The sequence below is a fragment of the Herbaspirillum sp. SJZ107 genome (genome assembly GCF_006715485.1).
In the GTDB taxonomy this organism is placed as follows: Bacteria; Pseudomonadota; Gammaproteobacteria; order Burkholderiales; family Burkholderiaceae_D; genus Telluria.
Window position 1 is genome coordinate 283,990 of sequence record NZ_VFNH01000002.1, and the last position, 24,446, is coordinate 308,435.

General features: G+C 67.8%; 17 protein-coding genes. 10 read left to right on the forward strand and 7 right to left on the reverse strand.

The features are described from left to right. Nucleotides 1-19: 19 nt before the first annotated feature. The gene (locus tag FBX97_RS10975; RefSeq protein WP_255517422.1) at nt 20-829 is read right to left on the reverse strand and encodes a metallophosphoesterase; all 810 of its coding nucleotides are present in this window, start codon (nt 827-829) and stop codon (nt 20-22) included. A 126-nt stretch (nt 830-955) separates the two neighbouring features. Then, nucleotides 956-1,438: a CinA family protein gene (locus FBX97_RS10980; protein WP_255517423.1), complete on the reverse strand. Its 483-nt coding sequence runs from the start codon at nt 1,436-1,438 to the stop codon at nt 956-958. A gap of 215 nt (nt 1,439-1,653) precedes the next feature. Between FBX97_RS10980 and FBX97_RS10985 the strand changes: the two genes are divergently transcribed. Both FBX97_RS10985 and FBX97_RS10990 read left to right on the forward strand, forming a co-directional pair. Then, nucleotides 1,654-3,699 (forward strand): ATP-binding protein, encoded by a 2,046-nt coding sequence (locus FBX97_RS10985; protein ID WP_141831524.1) that lies wholly within the window; start codon nt 1,654-1,656, stop codon nt 3,697-3,699. After that, entirely contained in the window at nt 3,696-6,272 is a 2,577-nt protein-coding gene (locus FBX97_RS10990) for an EAL domain-containing protein (protein WP_141831526.1), read from the forward strand. Before FBX97_RS10985 ends, FBX97_RS10990 begins: the two co-directional genes overlap by 4 nt. Before the next feature lie 40 nt (nt 6,273-6,312). Here FBX97_RS10990 and thiL read toward each other — a convergent pair whose 3' ends face one another. Genes thiL through FBX97_RS11005 form a run of 3 tightly spaced genes read right to left on the reverse strand, consistent with a single transcriptional unit; the run spans nt 6,313 to nt 9,142 of the window. Next, nucleotides 6,313-7,287, reverse strand: a complete 975-nt coding sequence (gene thiL, locus FBX97_RS10995) for a thiamine-phosphate kinase (protein ID WP_141831528.1) — start codon at nt 7,285-7,287, stop codon at nt 6,313-6,315. A gap of 27 nt (nt 7,288-7,314) precedes the next feature. Further along, entirely contained in the window at nt 7,315-8,844 is a 1,530-nt protein-coding gene (locus FBX97_RS11000; RefSeq protein WP_141831530.1) for a mannitol dehydrogenase family protein, read from the reverse strand. After that, nucleotides 8,837-9,142, reverse strand: coding sequence for a SemiSWEET transporter (locus FBX97_RS11005; RefSeq protein ID WP_141831532.1), 306 nt, complete (start codon nt 9,140-9,142; stop codon nt 8,837-8,839). Before FBX97_RS11005 ends, FBX97_RS11000 begins: the two co-directional genes overlap by 8 nt. 177 nt (nt 9,143-9,319) lie before the next feature. Here FBX97_RS11005 and FBX97_RS11010 point away from each other — a divergent pair, with 177 nt between their 5' ends. The 6 genes from FBX97_RS11010 to FBX97_RS11035 all read left to right on the forward strand — a co-directional run bounded on the left by FBX97_RS11010 (nt 9,320) and on the right by FBX97_RS11035 (nt 17,547). Next, entirely contained in the window at nt 9,320-10,567 is a 1,248-nt protein-coding gene (locus FBX97_RS11010; RefSeq protein WP_141831534.1) for an ROK family transcriptional regulator, read from the forward strand. A gap of 124 nt (nt 10,568-10,691) precedes the next feature. After that, complete coding sequence (locus tag FBX97_RS11015) at nt 10,692-13,004, forward strand: NADP-dependent malic enzyme (protein WP_141831536.1); 2,313 nt, start codon at nt 10,692-10,694, stop codon at nt 13,002-13,004. 229 nt (nt 13,005-13,233) lie between these two features. Beyond that, nucleotides 13,234-14,277: a GDP-mannose 4,6-dehydratase gene (gene gmd, locus FBX97_RS11020; RefSeq protein ID WP_141831538.1), complete on the forward strand. Its 1,044-nt coding sequence runs from the start codon at nt 13,234-13,236 to the stop codon at nt 14,275-14,277. Between the two features lie 10 nt (nt 14,278-14,287). Continuing rightward, complete coding sequence (locus FBX97_RS11025) at nt 14,288-15,265, forward strand: GDP-mannose 4,6-dehydratase (protein WP_141834317.1); 978 nt, start codon at nt 14,288-14,290, stop codon at nt 15,263-15,265. A gap of 2 nt (nt 15,266-15,267) precedes the next feature. Continuing rightward, a complete protein-coding gene (locus FBX97_RS11030; RefSeq protein WP_255517424.1) occupies nt 15,268-16,389 on the forward strand; it encodes a glycosyltransferase family 1 protein in 1,122 nt (373 codons plus the stop codon). A gap of 9 nt (nt 16,390-16,398) precedes the next feature. Continuing rightward, on the forward strand, nt 16,399-17,547 hold the full coding sequence (locus FBX97_RS11035) for a glycosyltransferase family 4 protein (protein WP_141831540.1): 1,149 nt from the start codon (nt 16,399-16,401) through the stop codon (nt 17,545-17,547). Between the two features lie 28 nt (nt 17,548-17,575). On the opposite strand, the gene FBX97_RS11040 is transcribed toward FBX97_RS11035, so the two are convergent. Beyond that, entirely contained in the window at nt 17,576-18,598 is a 1,023-nt protein-coding gene (locus FBX97_RS11040) for a two-component system response regulator (protein WP_141831542.1), read from the reverse strand. Continuing rightward, nucleotides 18,595-21,963 carry an MHYT domain-containing protein gene (locus FBX97_RS11045; protein WP_141831544.1) on the reverse strand — a complete coding sequence of 1,123 codons (3,369 nt, stop codon included), beginning with the start codon at nt 21,961-21,963 and terminating at the stop codon, nt 18,595-18,597. Before FBX97_RS11045 ends, FBX97_RS11040 begins: the two co-directional genes overlap by 4 nt. A 248-nt stretch (nt 21,964-22,211) precedes the next feature. Here FBX97_RS11045 and FBX97_RS11050 point away from each other — a divergent pair, with 248 nt between their 5' ends. Both FBX97_RS11050 and FBX97_RS11055 read left to right on the forward strand, forming a co-directional pair. After that, the gene (locus tag FBX97_RS11050) at nt 22,212-22,973 is read left to right on the forward strand and encodes an ABC transporter substrate-binding protein (RefSeq protein ID WP_141831546.1); all 762 of its coding nucleotides are present in this window, start codon (nt 22,212-22,214) and stop codon (nt 22,971-22,973) included. Between the two features lie 78 nt (nt 22,974-23,051). After that, a complete protein-coding gene (locus FBX97_RS11055; RefSeq protein ID WP_185748561.1) occupies nt 23,052-24,176 on the forward strand; it encodes a sensor histidine kinase KdpD in 1,125 nt (374 codons plus the stop codon). The last annotated feature ends 270 nt before the right edge of the window (nt 24,177-24,446 follow it).

The window sequence follows — 24,446 nt, forward strand, 5'->3', positions numbered from 1 at the left end:
GTGGCAACTCAGTAGCAACTCAGTGACACGATTCGCTGCCGCGGTCCGGCGGCGGCACCCCCAGCGTGGTGACGCGGGCCGATTCGACGAACTCCCAGTCGTAGCCGTCGGCGCGCAGGCGCAGGCGCAGCACGCCGGTGCGGCTGGCGTCGCGCACCTCGCTGTTCTTGACGGTCAGCAGGAACGGCGTCGGGTAGGCGCCGCCGGTGCCGACCACGAACTGGCGCATGCCGCGCGCATCCTTGTGGCCGCGCGCGTCCTGCGGCGCGAAGCGTTCGTAGTCGTGGTCGTGGCCGGACAGCACCAGTTCGGCGCCGGCCTGCTGCAGCAGCTCCCAGGCGTCGCGCATGACCGCGACGTTGCCATGGCCGCCGGAGCTGTACAGCGGATGGTGCCAGAAGGCCAGCGTGCAGCGCGCCGGGTGCGCGGCCAGGTCGGCGCGCAGCCAGGCCAGCTGGGCCGCGTGCTCGGGCGCCTGCTTGACCGGGTCGAGGTTGCTGTCGAGCGAGATCAGGTGCCAGCCGCCGAGGTCGAGGCTGTAGTAGCCGCGTCCGGCGCGCGCGCCGAAATAGGCGAAGTAGGGCGCCGCCTTGGGCGTGTAGTACTCGTGGTTGCCGGGCGCCGGCCAGGTGCGGTCCTTGAAGCGGCCCCAGGTCGGCGCGTAGCAGTCGCGGAACTCCTTGGCGGCGCCGACCGGGTAGGTATGGTCGCCCAGCGTCAGCACCACCGATTGCGGATCGGCGGCCAGCCCCGCGGCGACGGTGGCCGCGGTATCGGCCGCGGCCGAGTACTTCGGGTCGGGGTAGGCGCAGCGGGCGATGTCGCCCACCGCATAGATTGTAAGGGGAGGAAAAACCGCATTGGCGTTGTCCGCCGCTGCGTAGGCGCCAGATGGCGCCAATGCAGCGGCAGACAACGCCAATGCCGCAGCCGCAGCCGATAAAACCGGCATCCCTTACTCGATGAACTTGAGCAGCCCCGCCAGCGCGTGCGCCACGGTCTGTTCGCGCACCGCCTGGCGGTCGCCCTGGAACACCAGGCGTTCGGTATGGGTGGTGTCGCCCTTCGACCAGCCGAAGCAGACCGTGCCGACCGGCTTGCCGGGCACCGCGCCGGTGGGGCCGGCGATGCCGGTGGTCGAGACGGCGATGTCGGCATTGCTGTTGGCGACCGCGCCCTGGGCCATGGCGCCGGCGACTTCCTCGCTGACCGAGCCGACCTGCGCGATCAGGGCGCCGGGCACGTCCAGCATCTCGCTCTTGGAGGCGTTCGAATAGGTCACGAAGCCGCGTTCGAACCAGCCGGTCGAGCCGGGGATCTCGGTGATCGCCTGGGCCACGCCGCCGCCGGTGCAGGACTCGGCGGTTGCCAGCAGGAGGCCCTTGGCTTCGAGGGCGCGGCCGACGCGTGCGGCCAGGTCAAGAATATCGTTCGTCACGTCATTTCTCCATCGCTGCATTCGTGGTTCATTCTAGCGCGCCTGGCCGGCGCACGGCGCTAAAATATTAACCGCAAGCCATGCCTTGCCCGATCCGCATGGCATGCCGTGCGACATTCTCGCGGGCCGGGCTGCTATCCTGCTCGCCGGCCGGCCTCGTCCGCGCTACCATTGTTCCACATTCACCACTCATTGGTTCCGCATTGACATCCCCCATGCTCCGGCGCCGCTCGATCCGCGAAAAGCTGGTCACGATCGTGATGTCGACCACGCTTGCCGCACTGGTGGTGTCGGTCGGCACCGTGGTGGCCTACGACCTGCGCAGCTACCAGCGTTCGCTGCAGAACGACATGGCGACCCAGGCCGAGCTGGTCGGGCACATGACCTCGGCCGCGCTGGCCTTCGACGACCCGCGCCTGGCCCGCGAAAACCTGGCGCTGCTGCGCACCCGGCCTTCGCTGCGCGCCGCCGCACTGTACGACGAGCAGGGCAGCCTGTTCGCCTGGTATGTGGCGCCGGGCGAGCGCGCCGTCTTCCCGCCTGCGCCGCGCAAGGAAGGCCGCGGCAAGGAGGGCGGCGACCTGGTGCTGTACACGCCGATCCGGGAAAACGGCGAGGTGCTCGGCACCGTCTACCTGCGTTCCGAAAACCTGCTGGTCGAGCGCATGCGCGACTATCTGTTGATCGCGGCCCTGGTCACCCTGCTGGCGCTGCTGACCGCGTGGCTGCTGGTGCGCCGCCTCGGCCACACCATCACCACGCCGATCGACGCCATCACCAGTATCGCGCGCGAGGTGGTGGCGACGCGCGACTATTCGCGGCGCGCGCCGCGCATCAGCGAGGACGAGGCGGCCGACCTGGTCGACTCCTTCAATGCGATGCTGGCCGAGATCGAACTGCGTACCCGCGCGCTGGAAAGTTCGAACCGCGAAATCGCGCGCGAAGCCCAGGAACGCGCCCGCGCGCGCCAGGAAGTGATGCGCCTGAACGAGCAGCTCGAGGGGCGCGTGCACGAGCGCACCATGCAGCTGGAATTGGCCAATTCCGAACTCGAGCTGGCGATCGAGGAAGCGCGCGCCGCCAACCAGGCCAAGTCGGCCTTCTTGTCGGCGATGAGCCATGAATTGCGCACCCCGCTGAACGCGATCCTCGGCTTTGCCCAGATCCTGTCCTCGAATGCGATGCCGACCACGCCGGAGCAGAAGCTGGAGTTCTCGAACCATATCCTGAAGTCCGGGCGCCACCTGCTCACCCTGATCAACGAGATCCTCGACCTGGCGAAGGTCGAGGCGGGCGCGCTGACGCTGTCGATGGAAGCGGTCGGGCTGGGCGACATGCTGGCCGAATGCCGCACCATGATCGAGCCGCTGGCAGCGAAGCGCGGCATCCGCGTGCTGTTCCCGGACGGCTGCCTCGACGTCCAGCTACGCGCCGACCGTACCCGCCTCAAGCAGGTACTATTGAACCTGTTGTCGAACGCGGTCAAGTACAATCGGGACGGCGGGGCGGTGGTGCTCGACTGTATCGATGCCGGGCCGCAGCGCCTGCGCCTGTCGGTGCGCGATACCGGCATGGGCCTGGATCCGGGCCAGGTGGCGGCGCTGTTCCAGCCCTTCAACCGGCTGGGCCAGGAAGGCGGCACCCAGGAAGGCACCGGCATCGGCCTGGTCGTCACGCGCCGCCTGGTCGAGCTGATGGGCGGCGAGATCGGCGTCACCAGCAGCCCGGGCGTGGGCAGCGTGTTCTGGATCGAGCTGGGCCTGCAGCCGGCGGCTGCGCCGGCGCCGGCGCAGCCCGAGGAAGGGGCGCAGCAGGGCGCGCCGGCCGGCGCGGCGCCGCCGCAGGCGGACGGCGCACCCCACCTGCTGCTGTATATCGAGGATAATCCGGCCAACCTGAAGCTGGTGCAGGAAATCGTGCGCTTCCGCCCCGACCTGCGCCTGCTGTCGGCGCCGGACGGCCATGTCGGCCTGTCGCTGGCGCGCAGCCAGCCTCCGGAGGTGATCCTGATGGACCTGAACCTGCCTGGCATGAGCGGTTTCGAGGTGCTGGCACAGCTGCGGCGCGACCCGGCCACGCGCGCCATTCCGGTGATCGCGCTGACCGCCAACGCCATGCCGCACGACGTCGAGCGCGGCCTGGCCGCCGGGTTCGACCGTTACCTGACCAAACCGATCGAGATCGGCAAATTCAACGAGGCCATCGACGGCGTGCTGGCCCAGCGCCGCACCCGCATCGATGTGACGAGGACCGTTTCATGATTTCGCAATCCGACATCCGCCGCGCGCGCATCCTGATCGTCGACGACGAGCCGGTCAACGTGCAGCTGCTCGAATTCCTGCTCAAGACCACCGGCTACGAGCAGGTGTCGAGCACCACCGACCCGCGCCAGGTGGCGACCCTGCACCTGCAGCACGGCTACGACCTGATCATCCTCGACCTGCAGATGCCGCACATGGACGGCTTCCAGGTGATGGAAGCGCTCAAGCCGATGGAGCGCGAGTCGTGGCTGCCGGTACTGGTGGTGACGGCCGAACCGGATAAAAAGCTGGCGGCGCTGGAAGCCGGCGCGCGCGACTTCATCGGCAAGCCCTTCGACACGGTCGAGGTCATGACGCGCATCCGCAACCTGCTCGAAGTGCGCCTGCTGCACCGCGAGTCGCGCGAGCACGGCGCGCGGCTGGAACGCAAGGTACGCGAACGCACCGGCGAGCTGCAGCGCTTCCGCGGCGCGATGGACGCCACTGCCGACGCCATCTTCCTGGTCGATGCCCACCACATGTCGATGATCGACGTCAGCGACGGCGCCTGCCGCATGCTCGGCTTTTCGCGCGAGGCGCTGCTGCGCATCGAACCGGTGGCGCTGGGCCTGGCCGAACGGGCCCAGCTCGAGCGCTATGCCGACCCGGCCTCGGCGCCGCGCGAGCACGACATCGTCGAGACCGAATTGCTGCGCTCGGACGGGCAGGGCGCGGTGCCGGTCGAGATCAGCTGGAAGCTGCAGCAGCTGGACGGCATGCGCATGCTGATCGCGGTGGCACGCGACATCAGCGAGCGTATCCACGCCGCCCAGCGCCTGAAGCACATGTCGAACTACGACAGCCTGACCGGCCTGCCCAACCGGACGCTGTTCTTCCAGACCCTGCGCGACGCGATCGAACTGGCGCAGGACAAGAGCTGGCGCATCGCGGTGCTGTTCATCACGCTCGACCGCTTCAAGATCATCAACGATTCATTGGGGCCGGCGCTGGGCGACGAATTGCTGCGCCAGTTCAGTACCCGCCTGGTGCGCAGCATCCGCCTGCGCGACAGCGTCGGCCGCCTCGGCGGCGACGAGTTCGCGCTGATTCTCACCATGACGCGCGAGCAGAACGGCGAAGAAGCGGTGGCGGTCGCCAACGACGTGCGCGAAGTGCTGCGCACGCCCTTCGACCTGCACGGCAAGCAGGCCCTGCTCACCGCCAGCATCGGCATCGCGATGTACCCGGACGATGCCGTCGATCCCGGCACCCTGGTGAAATATGCCGACGTCGCCATGGTGCGCGCCAAGGAAGCGGGCCGCGACGGCTTCCGCTTCTTCACATCCGGCATGAACGTGCAGGTGCTGGCGCGGCTCGACCTCGAGCTGGCCCTGCGCGGCGCGCTGGACGGCGCGCAGTTCGAGCTGCATTACCAGCCCAAGCTCGATCTCAACACCGGCCGCATCAGCGGGGTCGAGGCACTGCTGCGCTGGCGCCGTCCCGGCTTCGGCCTGGTCTACCCGGCCGAATTCGTGCCGGTCATGGAAGACACCGGCATGGTGGTGCGCGTCGGCGCCTGGATCATCGACGAGGCCTGCCGCCAGATCGCGGCCTGGAATGCGCAGGGCGTGCGCGACGTGCGGGTGGCGGTCAACGTCTCCAGCCGCCAGTTCGTCGAGGGCGACCTGGAAGGCGACATCCGCAACGCCCTGGCGCGCCACGACGTCGATCCGGGATCGCTCGAACTGGAGCTGACCGAGAGCGCGCTGATGAGCAATGCCGAGCACACGATCCAGGTGCTGGGCAGCCTGAAGGCGCTGGGCATCCGCATCGCGATCGACGATTTCGGCACCGGCTATTCGAGCCTGGCCTACCTGAAGCGCTTCCCGATCGACAAGCTGAAGATCGACATCGCCTTCGTGCGCGACATCACGACCAACCCGGACGACGCGGCGATCGCGCTGGCCATCATCAGCATGGCGCACAGCCTGCACATGCAGGTGATCGCGGAAGGGGTGGAGTCGCGCGCCCAGATGGCGCTGCTGCGGCGCCACCGCTGCGACGAGATCCAGGGCTTCCACTTCGCGCGCGCGCTGCCGCCTGCCGAGCTGGCGAAGCTGGTGCTGGAAAACCGCGCCCAGCCGAGCCGCCCGGCGGCGGACGACCGCAACATGCAGACGCTGCTGGTGGTGGACGACGACGTCAACGTGCTGCAGTCGCTGCACCGCCTGTTCCGGCGCGATAACTACCGGGTGCTGACGGCGGCCTCGCCGGCCGAGGCCTTCGATTTGCTGGCGATGCATCCGGTGCAGGTGATCCTGTGCGACCAGCGCATGCCGGTGATGAACGGCACCGAGTTCCTGAGCAAGGTGAAGGAGATGTACCCGGACACGATCCGCATCATCCTGTCGGGTGACACGGGCGTCGAGACCGTGCTCGACTCGATCAACCGCGGCGCGATCTACCGCTTTTATACGAAGCCGTGGCACGATGCCGAGCTGCGCGACAATGTGCGGCTGGCGTTCCGCGAATACTGGCTGACGCACGGGCCCTACGACGACCGCAAGAAGCCGCGCAACGACGAGGCGGCGTAGGGTGGACGCGGACGGCTAGTCGGCTTTGCCGTCCACGCGTTCAACTATCGGTGAAATGGTCCCAGCCCTGCAGCGTCATGTTCAACGGTAGGCCGGCGCCATCGGCCAGGCGCAAGCCGGGCGCGGCCTCGATCCGGCCGACCCGCGTCACCGCCGTCCCGCACTGCGCGCCGGCGGCCACTATCGCCTCCCGGTTGGCCGCCGGCGCCGTGAAGCACAGCTCGTAATCGTCGCCGCCGGCTGCCGTGAAACGGCGCCGCAAGCCGGGCGCCTGCCGTGCCAGCACCGGCCCGGCCGGCAGGGCATCCACGTCCAGCAGCGCACCCACCTTCGAGGCCGCCAGGATATGCCCGAGGTCGCCCACCAGACCGTCCGAGATGTCGAGCGCGGCATGCGCCAGCCGCCCTTCGGCCAGCAGCCGGCCCAGCGCCACGCGCGGCGTCGGCGCGTGCAGGCGCGTTGCCGCCTGCGCCTGGGCATCGGCATCCAGCGCGATCTCGCCGAGGCAGCCGGCCAGCGCCAGCCGTGCATCGCCCAGCGTGCCGGAAATCCAGATGTCGTCGCCGACGCAGGCGGCATCGCGCCGCAGCGCCTGGCCGGGCGCCAGTTCGCCGAAGATGGTGATGCAGATGTTGAGTGGCCCCTTGGTGGTGTCGCCGCCGACCAGCTCGCAGCCGTGGGCGTCGGCCAGCGCGAACAGCCCGCGCGAAAAGCCGTCGAGCCAGGCCGGGTCGGCCGCCGGCAGCGCCAGCGCCAGCGTGAAGCCGAGCGGCACGGCGCCCATCGCCGCCAGGTCGGACAGGTTCACCGCCAGCGATTTGTGACCGAGCCGGAAGGGGTCGGCGCCGGCAAAGAAGTGACGGTCCTCGACCAGCATGTCGGACGAGACGGCCAGCAGCTTGCCGGGGGAGGGCGCGAGCAGGGCGCAGTCGTCGCCGATGCCGAGGACGGTGCGGTCCGATGCGGGCCGGGCGCGCTGGAAATACTGCTTGATGAGATCGAATTCGGAGAGCATGCCCCGATTGTAATCGGGCCTGCCCGCTTACGCCGCCGTGCGGAACCCCGACGGCAGCACGCCCGCCAGCGCGATGCGGATGCCGGCGCTGTCGATCATGTCCGCGATGCGCAGGTAGGCATCGACGAAGCCCGGGTGGTCGCCCAGCGCCAGTGCCGCGAACGGACTGGTGTCGAGCAGCGTCAGGGGATCGTTCGGGTCGAGCAGTGCAAGGTCGGCCTCGCCGAAGTGGGGCTCGTCCACCGCCAGCGGAGCGCCATTGCCGTCGCGTCCCATCAGGTACAGCCGGAAGCAGGCCAGCAGCAGGGCCGCGCGCGACAGGTCGGCGCCTTGTGCCAGCAGGTTCGCGATCGTCTGCGAATGGAACACCGGGATCTTGGCGGCGCCGTCGTGGGCGATGCGCAGCAGCTGGTCGGCCACGGCCGGGTTGGCGAAGCGCTTCAGCAGGGTTTCCTTGTAGGCGTGGGCCGAAACGCCGCGCGGCAGCGACAGGTAGGGGATTACGTCGCGCTCCATGAAACTGCCGAGCAGGCGCCGCAGCAGCGGGTCGTGCATCGCTTCAGGCACCGTGCGGTAGCCGCACTGCAGGGCCGGATAGGCCAGCAGCATGTGCGATGCATTCAGCATGCGTCCTTTCACGGCTTCGTGGGCATGGACTTCGTCGCTGAACACGGCGCCGGCGGCCGCCAGGTCGGGACGGCCGGCGCTGAAGCGGTCTTCCAGCACCCATTGGGTGAAGGGTTCGGCCACCGCCGGTTGCGCATCCTCGGCCTGCAGGATCGCGGCGACGCGCTTGCGCTGCTGGTCCGAGACGCCCGGCGCGATGCGGTCGACCATGCTGTTCGGGAAGGCGGCGTGGGTGTCGATCCAGGCCGCCAGCGCGGTGTCGAGCGTGTAGGCGTACGACAGCACGGCATGGCGCGCGGTGTCGCCGTTGCTGCGTAAATTGTCGCAGGACATGACGGTGAAGGCGGGCAGGCCGGCCGCGCGGCGCAGCGCCAGGGCGGCCACGATCAGGCCGAATGCCGTGCGCGGCAGCTCGCCGGTCCGTGCGCAGGCGAGGTCGGCGGCGACGTCGGGATCGTCGAGGCGGAATGCGCCGCTGGTCTCGTCGATGTTGTAGCCGCCTTCGGTGATGGTCAGCGAGACGATGCGGATCGCCGGGCTGGCCAGCAGGTCGAGGACGGCGCCGGGATCGCGCGGGGCGTGCAGGTAATCGACCATGGCGCCGACCACGCGCGTCGCGGCAGTGCCGTCGGCGGCGAATTCCGTGACCGAATACAGGCCGTCCTGGCGCGCGTAGGCATCCGCCTTGGCGCGGGCCGAGGCACTGTCGCCCAGGCCGATGCCCACGATGCCCCAGTCTTCATGGCCGGGCAGGTGCAGGCAGCGCTCGATGTAGAGCGCCTGGTGCACGCGGTGGAAATTGCCGACGCCGATATGGGCGATGCCGGCCTTGATCCGGCTGCGGTCGTAGCGCGGCAGCGTGGCGCGCGTATCGCGCGGCGGCCGGCGCAGGAAGGCGTCGGACAGGGCTGTATCGGCGGTATCACGCATGGACGCTCCTTGTCTGTTCCGGCTTGCTTGCCGGCGGCACGCGGTCGAAGCGCCATTTCATGACCAGCACGCTGGAAGCGAGTGCGAGCGTGATGCCATTGTTGATGGCCAGGGGCCAGGCCTGGATGATGATGCCGTAGCACAGCCACAGGAAAACACCGAAGCAGAAGGACAGGTACATCGCCAGGGAAATGCCTTTGGCGGAACGCTGGCGCCACACGAGCACCACTTGCGGAATGAAGGCGGCGGTGGTGCAGAACGCAGCCACGTAGCCCATCAGGTCTATCGAAAATTGCATGTCGGCCCCTTTCTCATTACATGCTTTTGGACAAGCGGCACGGTGCGGTCAGAGCGGTGATTCTTGCCTCGCCGGCGCCGGGGAAGGATAAATAATAAATCAAATTGATTTATTTAGTCAAATCGGCGTACAGTAGCCGGCTGCGATCTTCGTTCAACCTTCTTTCAAGTTCGTGCAATGTCGTACTATTTTCAAACTCCAGGCGGCAGCGCCAGGGAAACGGACATCGACGGTCCGCGTACGCTCGGATCGAACCAGGTCGGCATGCGCGAACACAACGAGCGCGTCCTGCTGCAGGCGCTGCGCCTGCATGGGCCGCTTCCCAAGGCCGAGCTGGCGCGCCTGACCCATCTCAGCACGCAAACGGTGTCGGTGATCGTCGACCGCCTGCTGGAGGAGGACATGGTGATGCGCCTGGAGTCGCTGCGCGGCAAGGTCGGCCAGCCTTCTCGTCCGATCGCCCTGCGTCCCGATGCCGCGTTTTTCGTGGGCGTGCGGCTGGGACGGCGCAGCCTGGACGTGCTGCTGCTCGACTTCGTCGGGGCCCAGCGCTGGCATGCCAGCACACCGTATGCGGCGCCGGACGTGGAGGCGGTGTTTGCCCTGATCGCGCGCCAGCTCGAGGACATCCATGCCTTCCTGGGCGAGGAGGGTGCGCGCCGCCTGGCCGGCATCGGCCTGGCCGCGCCGCTCACGCTCGAAGGCTGGCAGGAGCTGCTGGGCACGGCACCTGGCAGCGCCGACGCCTGGGCGCACGTCGACATGCGCGCGCGCCTGCAGGCCATGACGCCCTTGCCGGTGGAATTTGCCAAGGACACTGCGGCGGCCTGCGTCGCCGAACTGGTGGCCGGACGCGGACGCGCACTGGAAAACTACCTGTACATCTTCATCGACGTGCTGGTCGGCGGCGGCCTGGTGATCGACGGCCAGCCGCATGGCGGACGCCACGGCAATGCGGGGGCGGTGGGCTCGATGCCGCTCGGACTGGCCGGGCGCCGCGCCGGGGCCGGCCAGTTGCTGGAGGAGGCCTCGCTGGTCACGCTGGAAAAGATGTGCGCGCAGGCCGGCCTGGCGCCGGTCGCGCTGACCGACCCCTGCATGCTGCAGGCCCCCAGGGAGGCGCTCACGCGCGCCTGGATCGCGCGCGCCGCGGACGCGATCGCGTTCGCCATCGGCGGCGCGGCCTGCGTGCTGGACCTGGAAGGCGTCATCATCGACGGTGTCGTGGCGCGCCCCTTGCTGGACGCGCTGCTGCGCGAAGTCGATGCGGCGCTGCGGTACTACGACTGGCGCGGCGTGCAGCCGCCGCGGGTACTGGCGGGTGAAACCGGACCCGACGCCAAGGTGTGGGGTGCGGCCTACCTGGCCCTGCACAGCGGCTTCGCACCGGCACACGACCTGTTCCTGAAGGCCGCGCGCAGCTGAAAAGATGGCGCCGGCAAGGCCGCTCATGCATGGCGCATGGCTGTCGGTAAAAATACGTAGACGGCACCCCGAACCACTCTGCTAAAATCGTAAGCCCCCAGTCAGCAAAGAAGGCCAGCGAAGCATGGATGCGTCAATCGATAAGAAAGAAGAATTACGCCAACAACTGCGGGCTGCAGCGCTCGAATATCACCAGATTCCCACCCCCGGCAAAATCGCCGTCATGCCTACCAAGGCGCTGCTGAACCAGCGTGACCTGGCCCTGGCCTATTCGCCCGGCGTCGCCGCGCCTTGCGAGGAAATCGTCAAGGATCCGGCCAACTCCTATAAATACACCGCGCGCGGCAACCTGGTCGCCGTCATTTCCAACGGCACCGCGGTGCTCGGCCTGGGCAATATCGGCCCGCTGGCATCCAAGCCGGTGATGGAAGGCAAAGGCGTGCTGTTCAAGAAGTTCGCCGGCATCGACGTGTTCGACATCGAGATCGCCGAGACCGACCCGGACAAGCTGATCGACGTGATCGCCGCGCTCGAACCGACCTTCGGCGGCGTCAACCTGGAAGACATCAAGGCGCCCGAGTGCTTCTACATCGAGCGCAAGCTGCGCGAGCGCATGAAGATCCCGGTCTTCCACGACGACCAGCACGGTACCGCGATCATCGTCGGCGCCGCCATCCTGAACGGCCTGAAGGTGGTCGGCAAGGATCTCAAGCAATGCAAACTGGTGGTGTCGGGCGCGGGCGCGGCGGCGCTGGCCTGCCTCGAGCTGCTGCTCGACCTCGGCTTCCCGCTCGAGAACATCTTCGTCACCGACCTGGCCGGCGTGGTCTACAAGGGCCGCACCGAGCTGATGGACCCGGACAAGGAACGCTTTGCCCAGGACACCCCGCACCGCACCCTGGCCGAGGTCATCCCGGGCGCCGACATCTTCCTCGGCCTGTCCGCCGGCGGCGTGCTGAAGCAGGACATGGTCGCCAGCATGGCACCGAGCCCGCTGATCCTGGCGCTGGCCAACCCGAATCCGGAAATCCTGCCGGAAGACGCCAAGGCCGTGCGCAGCGACGCGATCATCGCGACCGGCCGTTCGGACTACCCGAACCAGGTCAACAACGTGCTGTGCTTCCCCTACATGTTCCGCGGCGCGCTGGACTGCGGCGCGACCACCATCACGCGCGAGATGGAAATCGCCGTGGTGCACGCGATCGCCGACCTGGCCCACGCCGAGCAGTCGGACATCGTGGCCTCGGCCTACGGCATCTCGAACCTGTCGTTCGGGCCGGAATACCTGATCCCGATGCCTTTCGATCCGCGCCTGCTGACCCATATTGCGCCGGCCGTGGCCAAGGCCGCGATGGATGGCGGCGTCGCCACCCGTCCGATCACCGACCTGGCCGCCTACGCCGAAAGCCTGCAGCAGTTCGTGTACCGCAGCGGCAGCTTCATGAAGCCGATGTTCCAGGTCGCCAAGACCACGCCGCCGGAACTCAAGCGCATCGTCTACGCCGAAGGCGAGGACGAACGCGTGCTGCGCGCGGTGCAGGTGGTGGTCGACGAGAAGCTGGCGCGCCCGATCCTGGTCGGCCGTCCGGCGGTGCTGGAACAGCGCATCGTGAAGTTCGGCCTGCGCCTCAAGCTGGGCGAGCACTTCGACGTCATCAACCCCGACTTCGACGAGCGCTACCGCGACTACTGGCAGACCTACCACCAGATGGTGATGCGCAAGGGCGTGACCCAGGACATGGCCAAGCTGGCGATGCGCCGCCGCCATACCCTGATCGGCGCCATGATGGTCCACAAGGGCGATGCCGACGGCATGATCTGCGGTACCTACGGCACCACCCAGGCGCACCTGGAATTCATCGACAAGGTGCTGGGCCGCCGTGCCGGCGCCAACGTGTATGCGGCGATGAACCTGGTCATCACCCAGGAGCGCCAGCTGGCGATGGTCGATACCCACGTCAACGAGAACCCGAACGCGGAGCAGCTGGCCGAGATCACCATCATGGCGGCCGAGGAACTGGAACGCTTCGGCATCACGCCGCGCGCGGCGCTGCTGTCGCACTCGAACTTCGGCACCTCGAACAGCGAATCGGCCTGCAAGATGCGCGAAACGCTGGCGCTGGTGCAGCAGAAGGCGCCCGGCCTGGAAATCGACGGCGAGATGCACGGCGACGCCGCGCTGGACTCGAAGCTGCGCGCCAAGATCATGCCGCAGTCGACACTGACCGGCGACGCCAACCTGCTGGTGATGCCGAACATCGAGTCGGCCAACATCGCCTACAACATCCTCAAGACGGCGGCCGGCAACGGCATCGCGGTCGGTCCGGTGCTGCTGGGCTGCGCGCGTCCGGTGCACATCCTGACGCCGTCGGCGACCGTGCGCCGCATCGTCAACATGACCGCGCTGTGCGTGGTGGATGCGGTGTCGCAGCGCTGATCGTTTTCCAGTGTGATGACACAAACCGCAGGTCGAGGCCTGCGGTTTTTTTTCGCCTTATGGATCAGCTCACGGCGATTAAGTTCCCAGCAGTTAATGCAACCGGACTAAAGCTTGAGCTACTCCTAAGGATGAGCCGATCGCAGGCTTTCAGCTCTGCTTTTCCCCGATAATACGCATATCGAATATTGCAAGTATTGCATGATTTCTTACCTGGAATCGGCTCGACATGCATACCTCAAAAAAAGCGCTGGTCACCGGGATCACCGGTCAGGACGGGGCCTACCTGGCCGAACTGCTGCTGGCAAAAGGGTATGCCGTAACCGGCACCTTCCGCCGTTCCAGTTCGGTCAATTTCTGGCGCATCGAGGAACTCGGCATCGCCGGCCACCCGAACCTGGCGCTGGCCGAGTATGACCTGACCGATCCCGCTTCCAGCATCCGCCTGCTCGAGTCGACCCGGCCCGACGAAGTCTACAACCTGGCGGCGCAGAGTTTCGTCGGCGTGTCCTTCGACCAGCCGGTCGCCACCGCCGCCATTACCGGCATCGGCGCGGTCAACCTGCTGGAAGCTATCCGCATCGTCCACCCCGAAGCGCGCTTCTACCAGGCCTCCACCTCCGAAATGTTCGGCAAGGTGCAGGCCGTGCCGCAGGCCGAGAACACGCCCTTCTATCCGCGCAGCCCCTACGGTGCCGCCAAGCTGTATGCGCACTGGATGACGGTGAATTATCGCGAGGCCTACGGCCTCTTTGCCAGCTCCGGCATCCTGTTCAACCACGAGTCGCCGCTGCGCGGGCGCGAATTCGTCACCCGCAAGATCACCGATGCGGTGGCCCGGATCGTGCTCAACCGGCTCGACGTGCTCGAACTGGGCAACCTGGACGCCCGGCGCGACTGGGGCTATGCGCGCGACTATGTCGACGGCATGTGGCGCATCCTCCAGGCCCCGGCGCCGGATACCTTCGTGCTGGCCACCCGCCGCGCCGAGACCGTGCGCGAGTTCGTGGCGATGGCCTTCCGCGCCGCCGGCATCCATCTCGAATGGCAGGGGCAGGGCGATGCCGAAACCGGCCATTGCGCCGAAACCGGCAAGCTGCTGGTGCGGGTGTCGCCGAAGTTTTACCGCCCGGCCGAGGTCGACCTGCTGATCGGCGACCCGTCCAAGGCGCAGCGCGAGCTCGGCTGGAAGGCCGGCACCACGCTCGAGGCGCTGTGCCGCATGATGGTCGAGGCCGACCTGCGCCGCAACGAACGCGGCCACGGGTTCTGACATGAAACGCATGGCCAGCGCCGAAGCGGTACGCGCCACCGTCGAGGCGGCACGCGCCGCCGGTCCGCGCGAAGGGGAGGGCCGGCGCGCCCTGATCACCGGGCTGCGCGGCTTTACCGGCAGCTACCTGGCGCGCGAACTGGCTGCGGCCGGCTACCGCGTGTTCGGCACCGTGCTGCCAGGTGGTGCCGATGAGGTCTTCAGCGCCGATGTCTTTGCCACCGATATCTTTCCAGCCGACCTGCTCGAGCGCGCGGCGGTGGCCGGCGTGGTCGAGCAGGTCCGTCCGGACGTGGCCGTGCACCTGGCCGGCATCGCCTGCGTGGCGCACGGGGACGCCGAGCAGATCTACCGCGTCAACGTGGCCGCCACCCGCAACCTGCTGGAAGCCCTGGCGGCCAGCCCGCATCCGCCGTCCAGCGTACTGCTGGCCTCGTCCGCCAACATCTACGGCAATGCCCAGGCCGGGCTGATCGACGAAAGCGTGGCGCCGAGGCCGGCCAACGACTACGCGGTCAGCAAGCTGGCGATGGAATACATGGCCAGCCTGTGGATGGACAGGTTGCCGATCGTGATCGCGCGTCCGTTCAACTACACCGGCGTCGGCCAGAGCGACAGCTTCCTGCTGCCCAAGATCGTGTCGCATTTTCGCCGCGGGGCACTCTGCATCGAACTCGGCAACCTGGCGATCGCGCGCGACTTTTCCGACGTGCGCATGGTGGCCGGCAGTTATCGCCGGCTGCTGGCGGCGGCGCCCGCCGGCCAGGTCTTCAATGTGTGTTCGGGACGCTCGCATTCGCTGGAGAGCGTACTGCGCATGATGGAAGAGATTGCCGGCTACCGCATCGAGGTGCGTGTGAATCCGGCCTTGGTGCGTGCCAACGAGGTGCTGACGCTGGCCGGCGACAACACCAGGCTGGCCGCCACCATCGGCGCGCTGGCGCCGGTTCCACTGGCCGACACGCTGCGCTGGATGTACGAAAGCTGACCATGCTGCCCCGCATCGGCCTCGGCACCACCATGATCGAGCCGGCGCTTCACGGCGGCCACATGGACGGCATCGGCGTCTATACACGCGCCCTGCTGCGCCATCTGCCGCGGGCCGGCTGCGACGTGCTGCCGTTTTCCTGGCCGCGTGCGCGCGGGCGCGCCGTGCTCAGTGCCGGGCAACCGCTGGCCCGGTCCTTCGAGCGCGCCTCGCTGTCCGACCTGCTGATGCCCGAGCGCCACCGCGTGCACGTGCCGGCCGACATATTCCACGTAACCGACTACCGCGTGGTGCGCATGAATTGTCCGGTGGTCGCCAGCCTGCACGATGCGCTGCCGCTCACGCATCCCGAATGGTGCAACCCGCGCCTGCGCAGCCTGAAAAACTGGCTGCAGCGCAAGGCGGCGCAAAAGGCCGACCACGTGATCGCGCTGTCGCACTTTGCCGTCGAAGAACTGGTCGCGAGCTTCGGCGTCGATGCGCGCCGCATCACGGTGGTGCCGTGCGGCGTCGACGAGGCCTGGCTGGAGGCGCCGCCGGCCGCGGCGGTGGCGGCGACGCTGGCCGCCAACGGCTTGCGCCCAGGCTATTTCCTATTTGTCGGCACGCTGCAGCCGCGCAAGAACCTAGAACGCTTGCTGGATGCCTATCTGGCGCTGCCGGCAGCGGTGCGCGCCGCACGCCAGCTGGTCATCGTCGGCCGTGCCGGCGCCCGCGCCGAAGGGCTGCTGCTGCGCCTGGCGGCGGCCCGGCGCAACGGCGCCGCCGTGGTATGGCTGAACCGGCTCGACGATCCGGCCCGGCTGCGCCACGTGTATGCCGGCGCCGCCGTGTTCGCGTTCCCGTCGCTGTACGAAGGGTTCGGCATCCCGGTGGTGGAAGCCTTTGCTGCGGGCGTGCCGGTGGTCGCGGCCAACACGACCGCGCTGCCGGAAGTGACGGCCGGCGCCGCCGTCGAGGCCGATCCGCTCGACACCGGCGCCATCGCCGACGCCCTGCTGGCCCTGGTGCGCCAGCCGCGGCTGCGGGCGCGTTGCATCGCGGCCGGCCGTGCGCGCGCCGCACAACTGACCTGGCACGCGACGGCGCGCCAGACTGCCGCCGTGTACCGCCGCCTCCTGTGATGGCCTGCCATGCGTGTCCTGCACTTCTACAAGACCTACTTTCCGGATTCGGTCGGCGGGATCGAGCAGGCCATCCGCCAGATGTGCGTCGGCACCGCGCGGCTCGGCATCGCCAGCGAGGTGCTGTCGCTGTCGCGCGACGGCCGCAATGCGCCGCTGGCGGTGGAGGGCCACACCGTGCAGCGGGTGCCGCTCGACTTCGAGCTGGCCTCGAATGCGGTCTCGCTGCGCGCCATCGGCCGCCTGGCGCGCCTGGCGCAGGATGCCGACGTGGTGCATTACCATTTTCCGTGGCCCTTCATGGACGTCGCGCATTTCGCGGCGCGCACCGGCAAGCCGGCCGTGGTGACCTACCATTCCGACATCGTGCGCCAGCAAGCCCTGCTGCGCCTGTACCGGCCGCTGATGCACCGTTTCCTCGGCAGCGTCGACGCCATCGTCGCCACCTCGCCCAACTACCTGGCCACCTCGGCCGTGCTGGGCCGCTACCGCGACAAGACCCGGGTGATTGCCTTCGGCCTGGACCGCGGCACCTATCCCGAGCCGGACGCGGTGCGCATGGCGCAGTGGCGTGCCCGTGTCGGGCCGAAGTTCTTCCTGTTCGTCGGCGTGCTGCGCTATTACAAGGGGCTGCACATCCTGCTCGATGCGGTTGCCGGCACACCCTATCCGGTAGTGATCGCCGGCGCCGGGCCGATCGAACGCGAACTCAAGGCGCATGCCGCCCGGCTCGGGCTGGACAACGTGACCTTTGCCGGCGCCCTGGACGAGGCCGACAAGGTGGCGCTGCTGCAGCTGTGCTATGCGGTGGCATTTCCTTCCCACCTGCGTTCGGAAGCCTTCGGCATCTCGCTGCTGGAGGGGGCGATGTTCGGCAAGCCGATGATTTCGAGCGAGATCGGCACCGGCACCAGTTATATCAACGTGCACGGCGAAAGCGGGCTGGTGGTGCCGCCATCGGATCCGGCGGCGCTGCGGGCGGCGCTGCAGGCCTTGTGGGACGACCCGCAAATGGCGCGCGCGATGGGACGGCGCGCCGAGGAACGTTATTGGCGGCTGTTCACGTCGGCGCAGATGGCGGAGGGATACGCGGCGCTGTACCGCGAGGTGGCGGCACGCGGGGCGCCGGTGGTGCTGGCGCCTGCCGCGGCGGGATGAGGCAGGCCTGGGCGCCTGCATGCGTGGTTCAGGCGGCGGCTTTTTGCGGCACCGGCTCGGGTTCCTGCTCGGCCCAGCGCTGGCGGATCGCGCGGATCGCCGGCATCTGCGCGATGAACAGATCGACCAGCGCCGGATCGAAATGCTTGCCCTTCTGGTCGACCAGCAGCTTGATCGCTTCCTCTTCGGTCCAGGCCTTCTTGTACGGACGCACCGAGGTCAGCGCGTCGAACACGTCGGCTACCGCGCAGATGCGGCCCTCGAGCGGGATGGCTTCGCCGGCCAGGCCGTACGGGTAGCCGCTGCCGTCCCACTTTTCGTGGTGCGAGAGTGCGATGTTGCGTGCCAGCGCCAGCATGCCGCCGTCGTGTTCGCCGATGATCTCGGCGCCGATCAGGGCGTGGCTCTGCATGACCTTCCATTCTTCCGGGTCGAGAGGCCCCGGTTTCTGCAGGATGCGGTCGGGGATGCCGATCTTGCCGACGTCGTGCATCGGCGCCGCGTGCAGCAGGTCGTCGGCTTCGGTTTCGGTCATGCCGGCGGCCAGGCCCAGGATGCGCGCGAAATGGCTCATGCGGATCACGTGCAGGCCGGTCTCGTTGTCCTTGTACTCGGCAGCCAGGCCGAGGCGCTGGACGATTTCCAGGCGCGACGCGCGCAATTCTTCCGTGCGCACCAGCGACAGGTGGTTGCGCACGCGCGCGCGCACGATCGGCGGGCTGATCGGCTTGGTGATGTAGTCGACCGCGCCGGCCTCGAAGCCTTCCAGCTCGTCGTCGGTATCGTTCAGGGCGGTCACGAAGATCACCGGGATCGATGCCAGCGCCGGGTCGGCCTTGAGCGCGGCGCACACTTCGTAGCCGCTCATGCCCGGCATCATGACGTCGAGCAGGATCAGGTTGGGACATTCTTCACGCGCCAGTTCGAGCGCGCGGGTGCCGTCCTTGGCGAAACGCAGGCGGTAATGGTCCTGCAAAATCTGGCGCAGCAACTGCAGGTTGCTGGCTTCGTCGTCGACCGCCAGGATCAGCGGCAGGTGGCGGTTGGTCATGAGTGGATCTCCGGTACGGATTCGTCGAGGACCTCCAGCACGGCGTCGAGCTGCTGCAGGGCCAGTTCAAAGTCGAAGTCGGACAGCGCCGCGTGCACTTGCGCCACGCGGGCGGCCAGCGGATGGCCGGTGAGCGCCGCCGCCAGGCCGGCCAGCGAGGTATCTTCCAGACCGCCGCGGCGCAATGCCTCGCGCAGCGAGGTGCCGGCGCGGCGGGCACGTTCCAGGTCGACCGTCGGGCGTACGCCTTGGGCCGGCTTGGCCGGCGCCTGGACCTGTGCCGGCGTGGGCAGGGCGGCGCGGATCGCTTCCAGGGCACGGTCCAGTTGGGCGCACAGCTCGCGCAGCGTGTCCTGCAGCCTGGATTCGGCGCCCGGGAACACCTTGCCGCTGTCGCCGTCCACCATGCCTTCGAGGTTGCCCAGGGTGTCGGCGAGCAGTTCCAGGCCGAGATTGCCGGCCACGCCGCGCACCTTGTGGGCCAGCATGCGCAGCGTGCAGTAGTCGGCGGCGGCGGCCTGGGCCGACAGCGCCTGCGCCAGGCCGGCGTGCTGGCTGTCGAAATGGGCCAGCGCTTCGTCGTAGGCGGTCTGCTTGCCGCTCCAGCGGCGCAGGCCGGCGTGGCGGTTCAGCACCTCGCGCTCGCGCGCCGGCAGGTCGTCGGCGGGCTGGGTGGACGCCAGGCCGAGCACGCGCGCGATCTCGTGCGACAGCGCGAACCAGTCGACCGGCTTCGATGCAAAGCCATCCATCCCGGCCTCGACGCTGGCAGTGCGGTGCGCGGGCAGCACGCTGGCGGTCATGGCGATGATCGGCACCCGCTGGCGGCCTGCGGCTTCGGCCTGGGCGCGGATCAGGCGGGTGGCCGCGAGGCCGTCGATGGTCGGCATCTGGAAGTCCATCAGGATCAGGTCGAAGGACTCGCGCGCGGCCAGGTCGACCACTTCCGCGCCGTCGCTGGCAGCCGTCATGGTGTGGCCGCGGCGCGCCATCAGGAGCTGCAGCAGTTCCAGGTTCTGCGGCACGTCGTCGGCCACCAGCACGCGCAGCGGCGGCAGGGCGGCGGCGGTGCGCACGCGTGGCTGCTGTGGCGCGAAGCGCGCCAGCACCAGCGGCAGCATCACGTGGAAGGTGGTGCCCTGGCCCGGCTGGCTCTCGGCCCAGATGCGGCCGCCCATCAGCTCCACCAGCTGCTTGCTGATGGTGGTGCCGAGGCCGGTGCCGCCGAAGCGGCGCGTCATCGAGGCGTCGGCCTGGGTGAACGGTTCGAAGATCGCGGCCAGGCGCTCTGGCGCGATGCCGATGCCGGTGTCCTTCACCGAGAAATGCAGCTGGCCGTCGTCCAGTTCGACGTGCAGGGTCACGCTGCCCTGCTGGGTGAACTTGATGGCGTTGTCGAGCAGGTTGGTCAGCACCTGGCGCACGCGCAGCTCGTCGCCGCGCAGGCAGGTCGGCAGTGCCGGATCGTAGTGGATGTCGACGTGCAGCCCCTTGGCGCGCGCATTCGCGGCCAGGGTCGAGGACAATTCGTCGATCAGCGACAGCAGGTTGTAGTCGTTCTGCTCGAGTTCGACCGCGCCTTTTTCCAGCTTGGCGGTATCGAGGATCTCGTTCAGCAGGCGCAGCAGGGCGCGGCCGGCGCTGCGGATGGTATCCAGGTGGCGCCGCTGGTCGGCCGCCAGTTCGCTGTCGAGCAGCACGTCGGTGAAGCCGAGGATCGAATTCATCGGGGTGCGGATCTCGTGGCTCATGTTGGCCACGAAACTGGCGCGCGCGGCGGCGGCCTGCTCGGCGTTCTCCTTGGCGTCGCGCAGCGCTTCTTCCATCTGGCGGCGCTCGGTGATGTCGAGGATGACGCCGTCCAGCCAGTACGGTTCCCCGGCGTCGTTGCGCACGCTGGTGCCGTTTTCCCACAGCCAGCGGGTGCTGCCGTCGGCGTGCAGCAGGCGGTACTCCACCAGGTAGGGACGGTTGTCGCGCAGCGCGCCGGCGATGGTCTCGGACACGCGTACGCGGTCGGCGGCGTGGATCAGGTTGCCGAAGCTGCGGCGCGCCGGGGCGCCGATGAAGTCGGTGGCCGGGTAGCCGGTGACGCGTTCGACGGCGTCGCTGATGAACAGCATCGGATGCTCGCCCTGCAGCAGGCTGCGGTAGGAGATGCCGGGGATGTTGCCGATCAGCGAACGGAACTGCTGCTCGCTGGCGCGCAGCGCCTGTTCCATCTCGCGCCGTTCGGTGATGTCGGTGATGAAGCAGACGAACAGTTCCTGCTCGCCGAGGCGCGCATGGCCGACCGCGCGCCGGATCGGCACGATGCTGCCGTCCTTGCGCAGGCCTGTGACGTCGGCGCTGCGGGCGCCGTCGCTGATCTCGCCGCTGGCCAGGGTGCGCAGCAGGCCGCCCCGTTCCGACGCTTCTTCGTTGCCGATCAGGAGGCGGATGTTCTTGCCGAGGATCTCCTCGCGCTTCCAGCCGTAGATGCGCTCGGCCGAAGCGTTAAATTCCTGGATCGTGCCGGCGCGGTCGACCGTGACCACGCCGTCCACGGTGGTGGTGAGCAGGGCGCGCATCCAGGCTTCGCTGCGCGACAGTTCGCGGAACAGCTGGCGGTAGCGCAGCAGGCCGTTCAAGCCCAGCACGACGAAGGTGAAGGCCACCGTGATGATGCTGATCCACAGCGCCAGATAGGTACTGCCGGCAGCTTTCTGTGCGCTCAGCGTCGCACGGCCGACGAAGCGGGCGGCTTCCATGCCGGTATAGTGCATGCCGGCGATGGCAAAGCCCATTACCACCCCCGCCAGCAGCAGGCGATGCGCTTCCTTCAGGCGCGTCACGTGGGACAGGCCGAAGCGCACCCACAGCGCCAGCGTCGCCAGCACCACCGCCACCACGATCGACAGACCGAACATCAGCGGGTCGTAGCGCAGCTCGAGGCCCATCTGCATGCCTGCCATGCCGGCGTAGTGCATGGCGCCGATGCCGGCACCGACCGCCACGCCGCCTGCCAGCAGGTTCCAGCCGCCCAGGCGTTCGCGCGCGATCAGCCACAGCGCAACGAACGAGGCGCCGATGCTGGGCAGGCCCGAGATGATGGTCGGGATCGGCGCGTAGTCGACGTCGGTGCACAGGTCGAAGGCGAGCATGCCGATGAAGTGCATGGCCCACACCCCGGTACCCAGCGCCAGGCTGCCGGTGCCGAGCACGATCCAGCGCTGGGCCCGGTTGGCCACGGCCTGGCCGGCGATCAGCAGCCCCATCCAGGAAGCGAAGATCGCGACCAGCACTGACAGGATCACCAGCTTCGGTGTGTAGAAACCGTAGCTGAGCAGGGATGGATCGTCAGGCAGTGTAAATATGGACAGCATGGATTATGGGTACCAGAATTGATTCATGGAAACTATCGTGCAGACGCAAGTATGTCACTTTTTCCGTGAGGAAAGTTGTTCCAAATAAAAAAATTCAGTAAAAACGATACCCGATAAGGAAAGGTGTGGCATGCATGCCACCGTGACGCCACAAAGTTGTACTGGTAGCATGCATTGTGGTTGGCTCCGCCTTGCTGTTATGCTAGTTGAACAGGCAACCGCCGGTGCCTGCTCCAGCACGCGACGCCATGAAAACCAAGATTGTTACGGCCTTGTTGACGGTTGTATTCTGGAATCTGACGGGTGCCCCGGCCCGGGCGCAGACCCCACCTCGACTTTACCTCGCCACCGAACCCCCGACTTACGCGCCGCGCGCAGGCGAGCCGGCGGCCGATATCGGCAGCGACATGGTGCGCGAAGTCATGCGCCGTGCCGCCATCGATTACACCATCGACCTGCTGCCCTGGAAGCGCGCCTATACGGCCGCGCTCGAACGTCCCGACGCCTGTGTCTACGCCACCACCCGCACCCCCGAACGCGAGCGCCAGTTCAAGTGGGCCGGCCCGATTGCGACGGCCGACTGGGTGCTGATGGCGCGCGCCGACCGCAAGTTCAAGCTGCGCAGCCTCGAAGACGCGCGTCTTTACCGCATCGGCACCTACCATGGCGATGCGCGCGACCAGTTTCTGCGCGCACGCGGTTTCGACGTCGACCCGGGGTCGGACGACCAGACCAACCCGCGCAAGCTGCTAATGGGCCGCATCGACCTGTGGGCCGCCAGCCTGGGCCTGAACAGCCGCCAGACGCTGGCACGCCTGGGCTATACGGACAAGGTGGTGCCGGTGCTGGTGTTCAATCGCATCCAGGCTTACCTGGCCTGCAACCGTGCCGTGCCGGACCGGCTGGTGGCCGGGATGAATGCCGCGCTGGAAGCGATGGAGCGTGACGGTACGGCAGGGCGCATCCGCCGCAAGTACGACAGCCAAGCTGGGCAGACGGCCAGGCGCTGAGTTGCGGATACACAGCGTGCGACCCGGCGCACGCGCCTTGTGTAACATTGGCAACTTGCTCCCATTACCGAGATGGCCGTGAATCCGCACCTGATCCCCACCGACGATTTGTCACTCAGTTCGTACCGCATGCTGGCGCTGCGCGAGACCGTGCTGCACTCCTGGGAAACCCAGGTGCGCGCCAACCTGGCCAGCGCCCGCCAACTGAGCCACCCGGTCCTGATCGACACCATGCCGGTGCTGTACGAGCGCCTGTGCTCGGTGCTGTCGCCGGCGTATTTCGAACGCGACGGCATCGACGTGACCTCGATCGGCGAGGAGCACGGGATCGAACGCGCCAACCTGTCCGACTTCGATGCCGAAGGCATCCTGGCCGAGTTTCAGATGTTCCGCAGTGTCGTATTCGATGTGCTCGACGCCCACGATGTCATCCTGACTGCGCCGGAGCGGCGCACGCTGCACCTGACCATCGACAGCGCAGTGCGCGAAAGCGTGCGTTCCTTCGTCACGGCGACCGATTCGCTGCGCGAACGCTTCGCCGGCGCACTGGCGCACGACCTGCGCCAGCCGGCCTCGAACATGGTGCTGGGCGCCAACCTGATCCTGCGCCTGAATCCCTCGCCCGAGATCGCGCAGTGGGCCCAGCGCATCGTCAAGAACGGCGAGCGCATGGGCACGATGCTGAAGGAACTGCTGGATGCGTTGTCGATCCAGTCCGGCGACCGCCTGGCGCTGACGCTCACCGAGTTCGACCTGATGGCGCTGGCGCGCAGCGTCACCGACCGCGCACGCGAATACCAGGGCGCCGACGTGCGCCTGACCGGAAGCAGCGTCAAGGGCTGGTGGAGCGATGCGGCGCTCGAGCGCGCACTGGAAAACCTGCTGAACAATGCCCAGAAATACGGCGATGCCGGCACCCCGATCGACGTCAGCGTCGCCGAGAGCAACGGCCGCGCCATCCTGTCGGTGCGCAACCAGGGCAAGCCGATCCCGGCGGGCGAGTTGGACGCGATCTTCCAGCAATTCGTACGCTCCAGCGATGCCGGCGCCTCCACCACCTCCAGCTGGGGCCTGGGCCTGCCTTACGTGCGCAGCGTGGCGCAGAGCCATGGCGGCAGCGCGGTCGTGTACAGCGATGCGCATGCAGGCACCACGTTCGTGATCGATATTCCGGTGGATGCGCGGCCGTTCCAGCAGGGGTAGCCCGGCGCGGAGCAACAAAAAACCCGCGGTCTCATGGTGAGTGGCGCGGGTTCGATGAACTTCTCTGAATTGCTTGAATCTTGCTGGTGGTGCTCCGGCCGGAATCGAATTGTACGTCGCAGCCCGCATGGATAGCGCGTCTTGCCGAACGGAAGCCCAGCGATACCGACAAAAATACCGAGAAGTGGCGCTGCTGGGGCAGCAAGTGCAAACAGGCATCCCTGTTCGTCGTTGTCAGCTGCCTTGGTGTCTCAGCGTACTAATGCTACT

Excerpts from the sequence above, each read along its gene's own strand:
- FBX97_RS10985 (WP_141831524.1), top strand. The coding sequence starts at position 1,654 with ATGCTCCGGCGCCGCTCGATCCGCGAAAAGCTGGTCACGATCGTGATG.
- FBX97_RS10990 (WP_141831526.1), top strand. The coding sequence starts at position 3,696 with ATGATTTCGCAATCCGACATCCGCCGCGCGCGCATCCTGATCGTCGAC.
- thiL (WP_141831528.1), bottom strand. The coding sequence starts at position 7,287 with ATGCTCTCCGAATTCGATCTCATCAAGCAGTATTTCCAGCGCGCCCGG.
- FBX97_RS11000 (WP_141831530.1), bottom strand. The coding sequence starts at position 8,844 with ATGCGTGATACCGCCGATACAGCCCTGTCCGACGCCTTCCTGCGCCGG.
- FBX97_RS11005 (WP_141831532.1), bottom strand. The coding sequence starts at position 9,142 with ATGCAATTTTCGATAGACCTGATGGGCTACGTGGCTGCGTTCTGCACC.
- FBX97_RS11010 (WP_141831534.1), top strand. The coding sequence starts at position 9,320 with ATGTCGTACTATTTTCAAACTCCAGGCGGCAGCGCCAGGGAAACGGAC.
- FBX97_RS11015 (WP_141831536.1), top strand. The coding sequence starts at position 10,692 with ATGGATGCGTCAATCGATAAGAAAGAAGAATTACGCCAACAACTGCGG.
- gmd (WP_141831538.1), top strand. The coding sequence starts at position 13,234 with ATGCATACCTCAAAAAAAGCGCTGGTCACCGGGATCACCGGTCAGGAC.
- FBX97_RS11025 (WP_141834317.1), top strand. The coding sequence starts at position 14,288 with ATGGCCAGCGCCGAAGCGGTACGCGCCACCGTCGAGGCGGCACGCGCC.
- FBX97_RS11030 (WP_255517424.1), top strand. The coding sequence starts at position 15,268 with ATGCTGCCCCGCATCGGCCTCGGCACCACCATGATCGAGCCGGCGCTT.
- FBX97_RS11035 (WP_141831540.1), top strand. The coding sequence starts at position 16,399 with ATGCGTGTCCTGCACTTCTACAAGACCTACTTTCCGGATTCGGTCGGC.
- FBX97_RS11040 (WP_141831542.1), bottom strand. The coding sequence starts at position 18,598 with ATGACCAACCGCCACCTGCCGCTGATCCTGGCGGTCGACGACGAAGCC.
- FBX97_RS11045 (WP_141831544.1), bottom strand. The coding sequence starts at position 21,963 with ATGCTGTCCATATTTACACTGCCTGACGATCCATCCCTGCTCAGCTAC.
- FBX97_RS11050 (WP_141831546.1), top strand. The coding sequence starts at position 22,212 with ATGAAAACCAAGATTGTTACGGCCTTGTTGACGGTTGTATTCTGGAAT.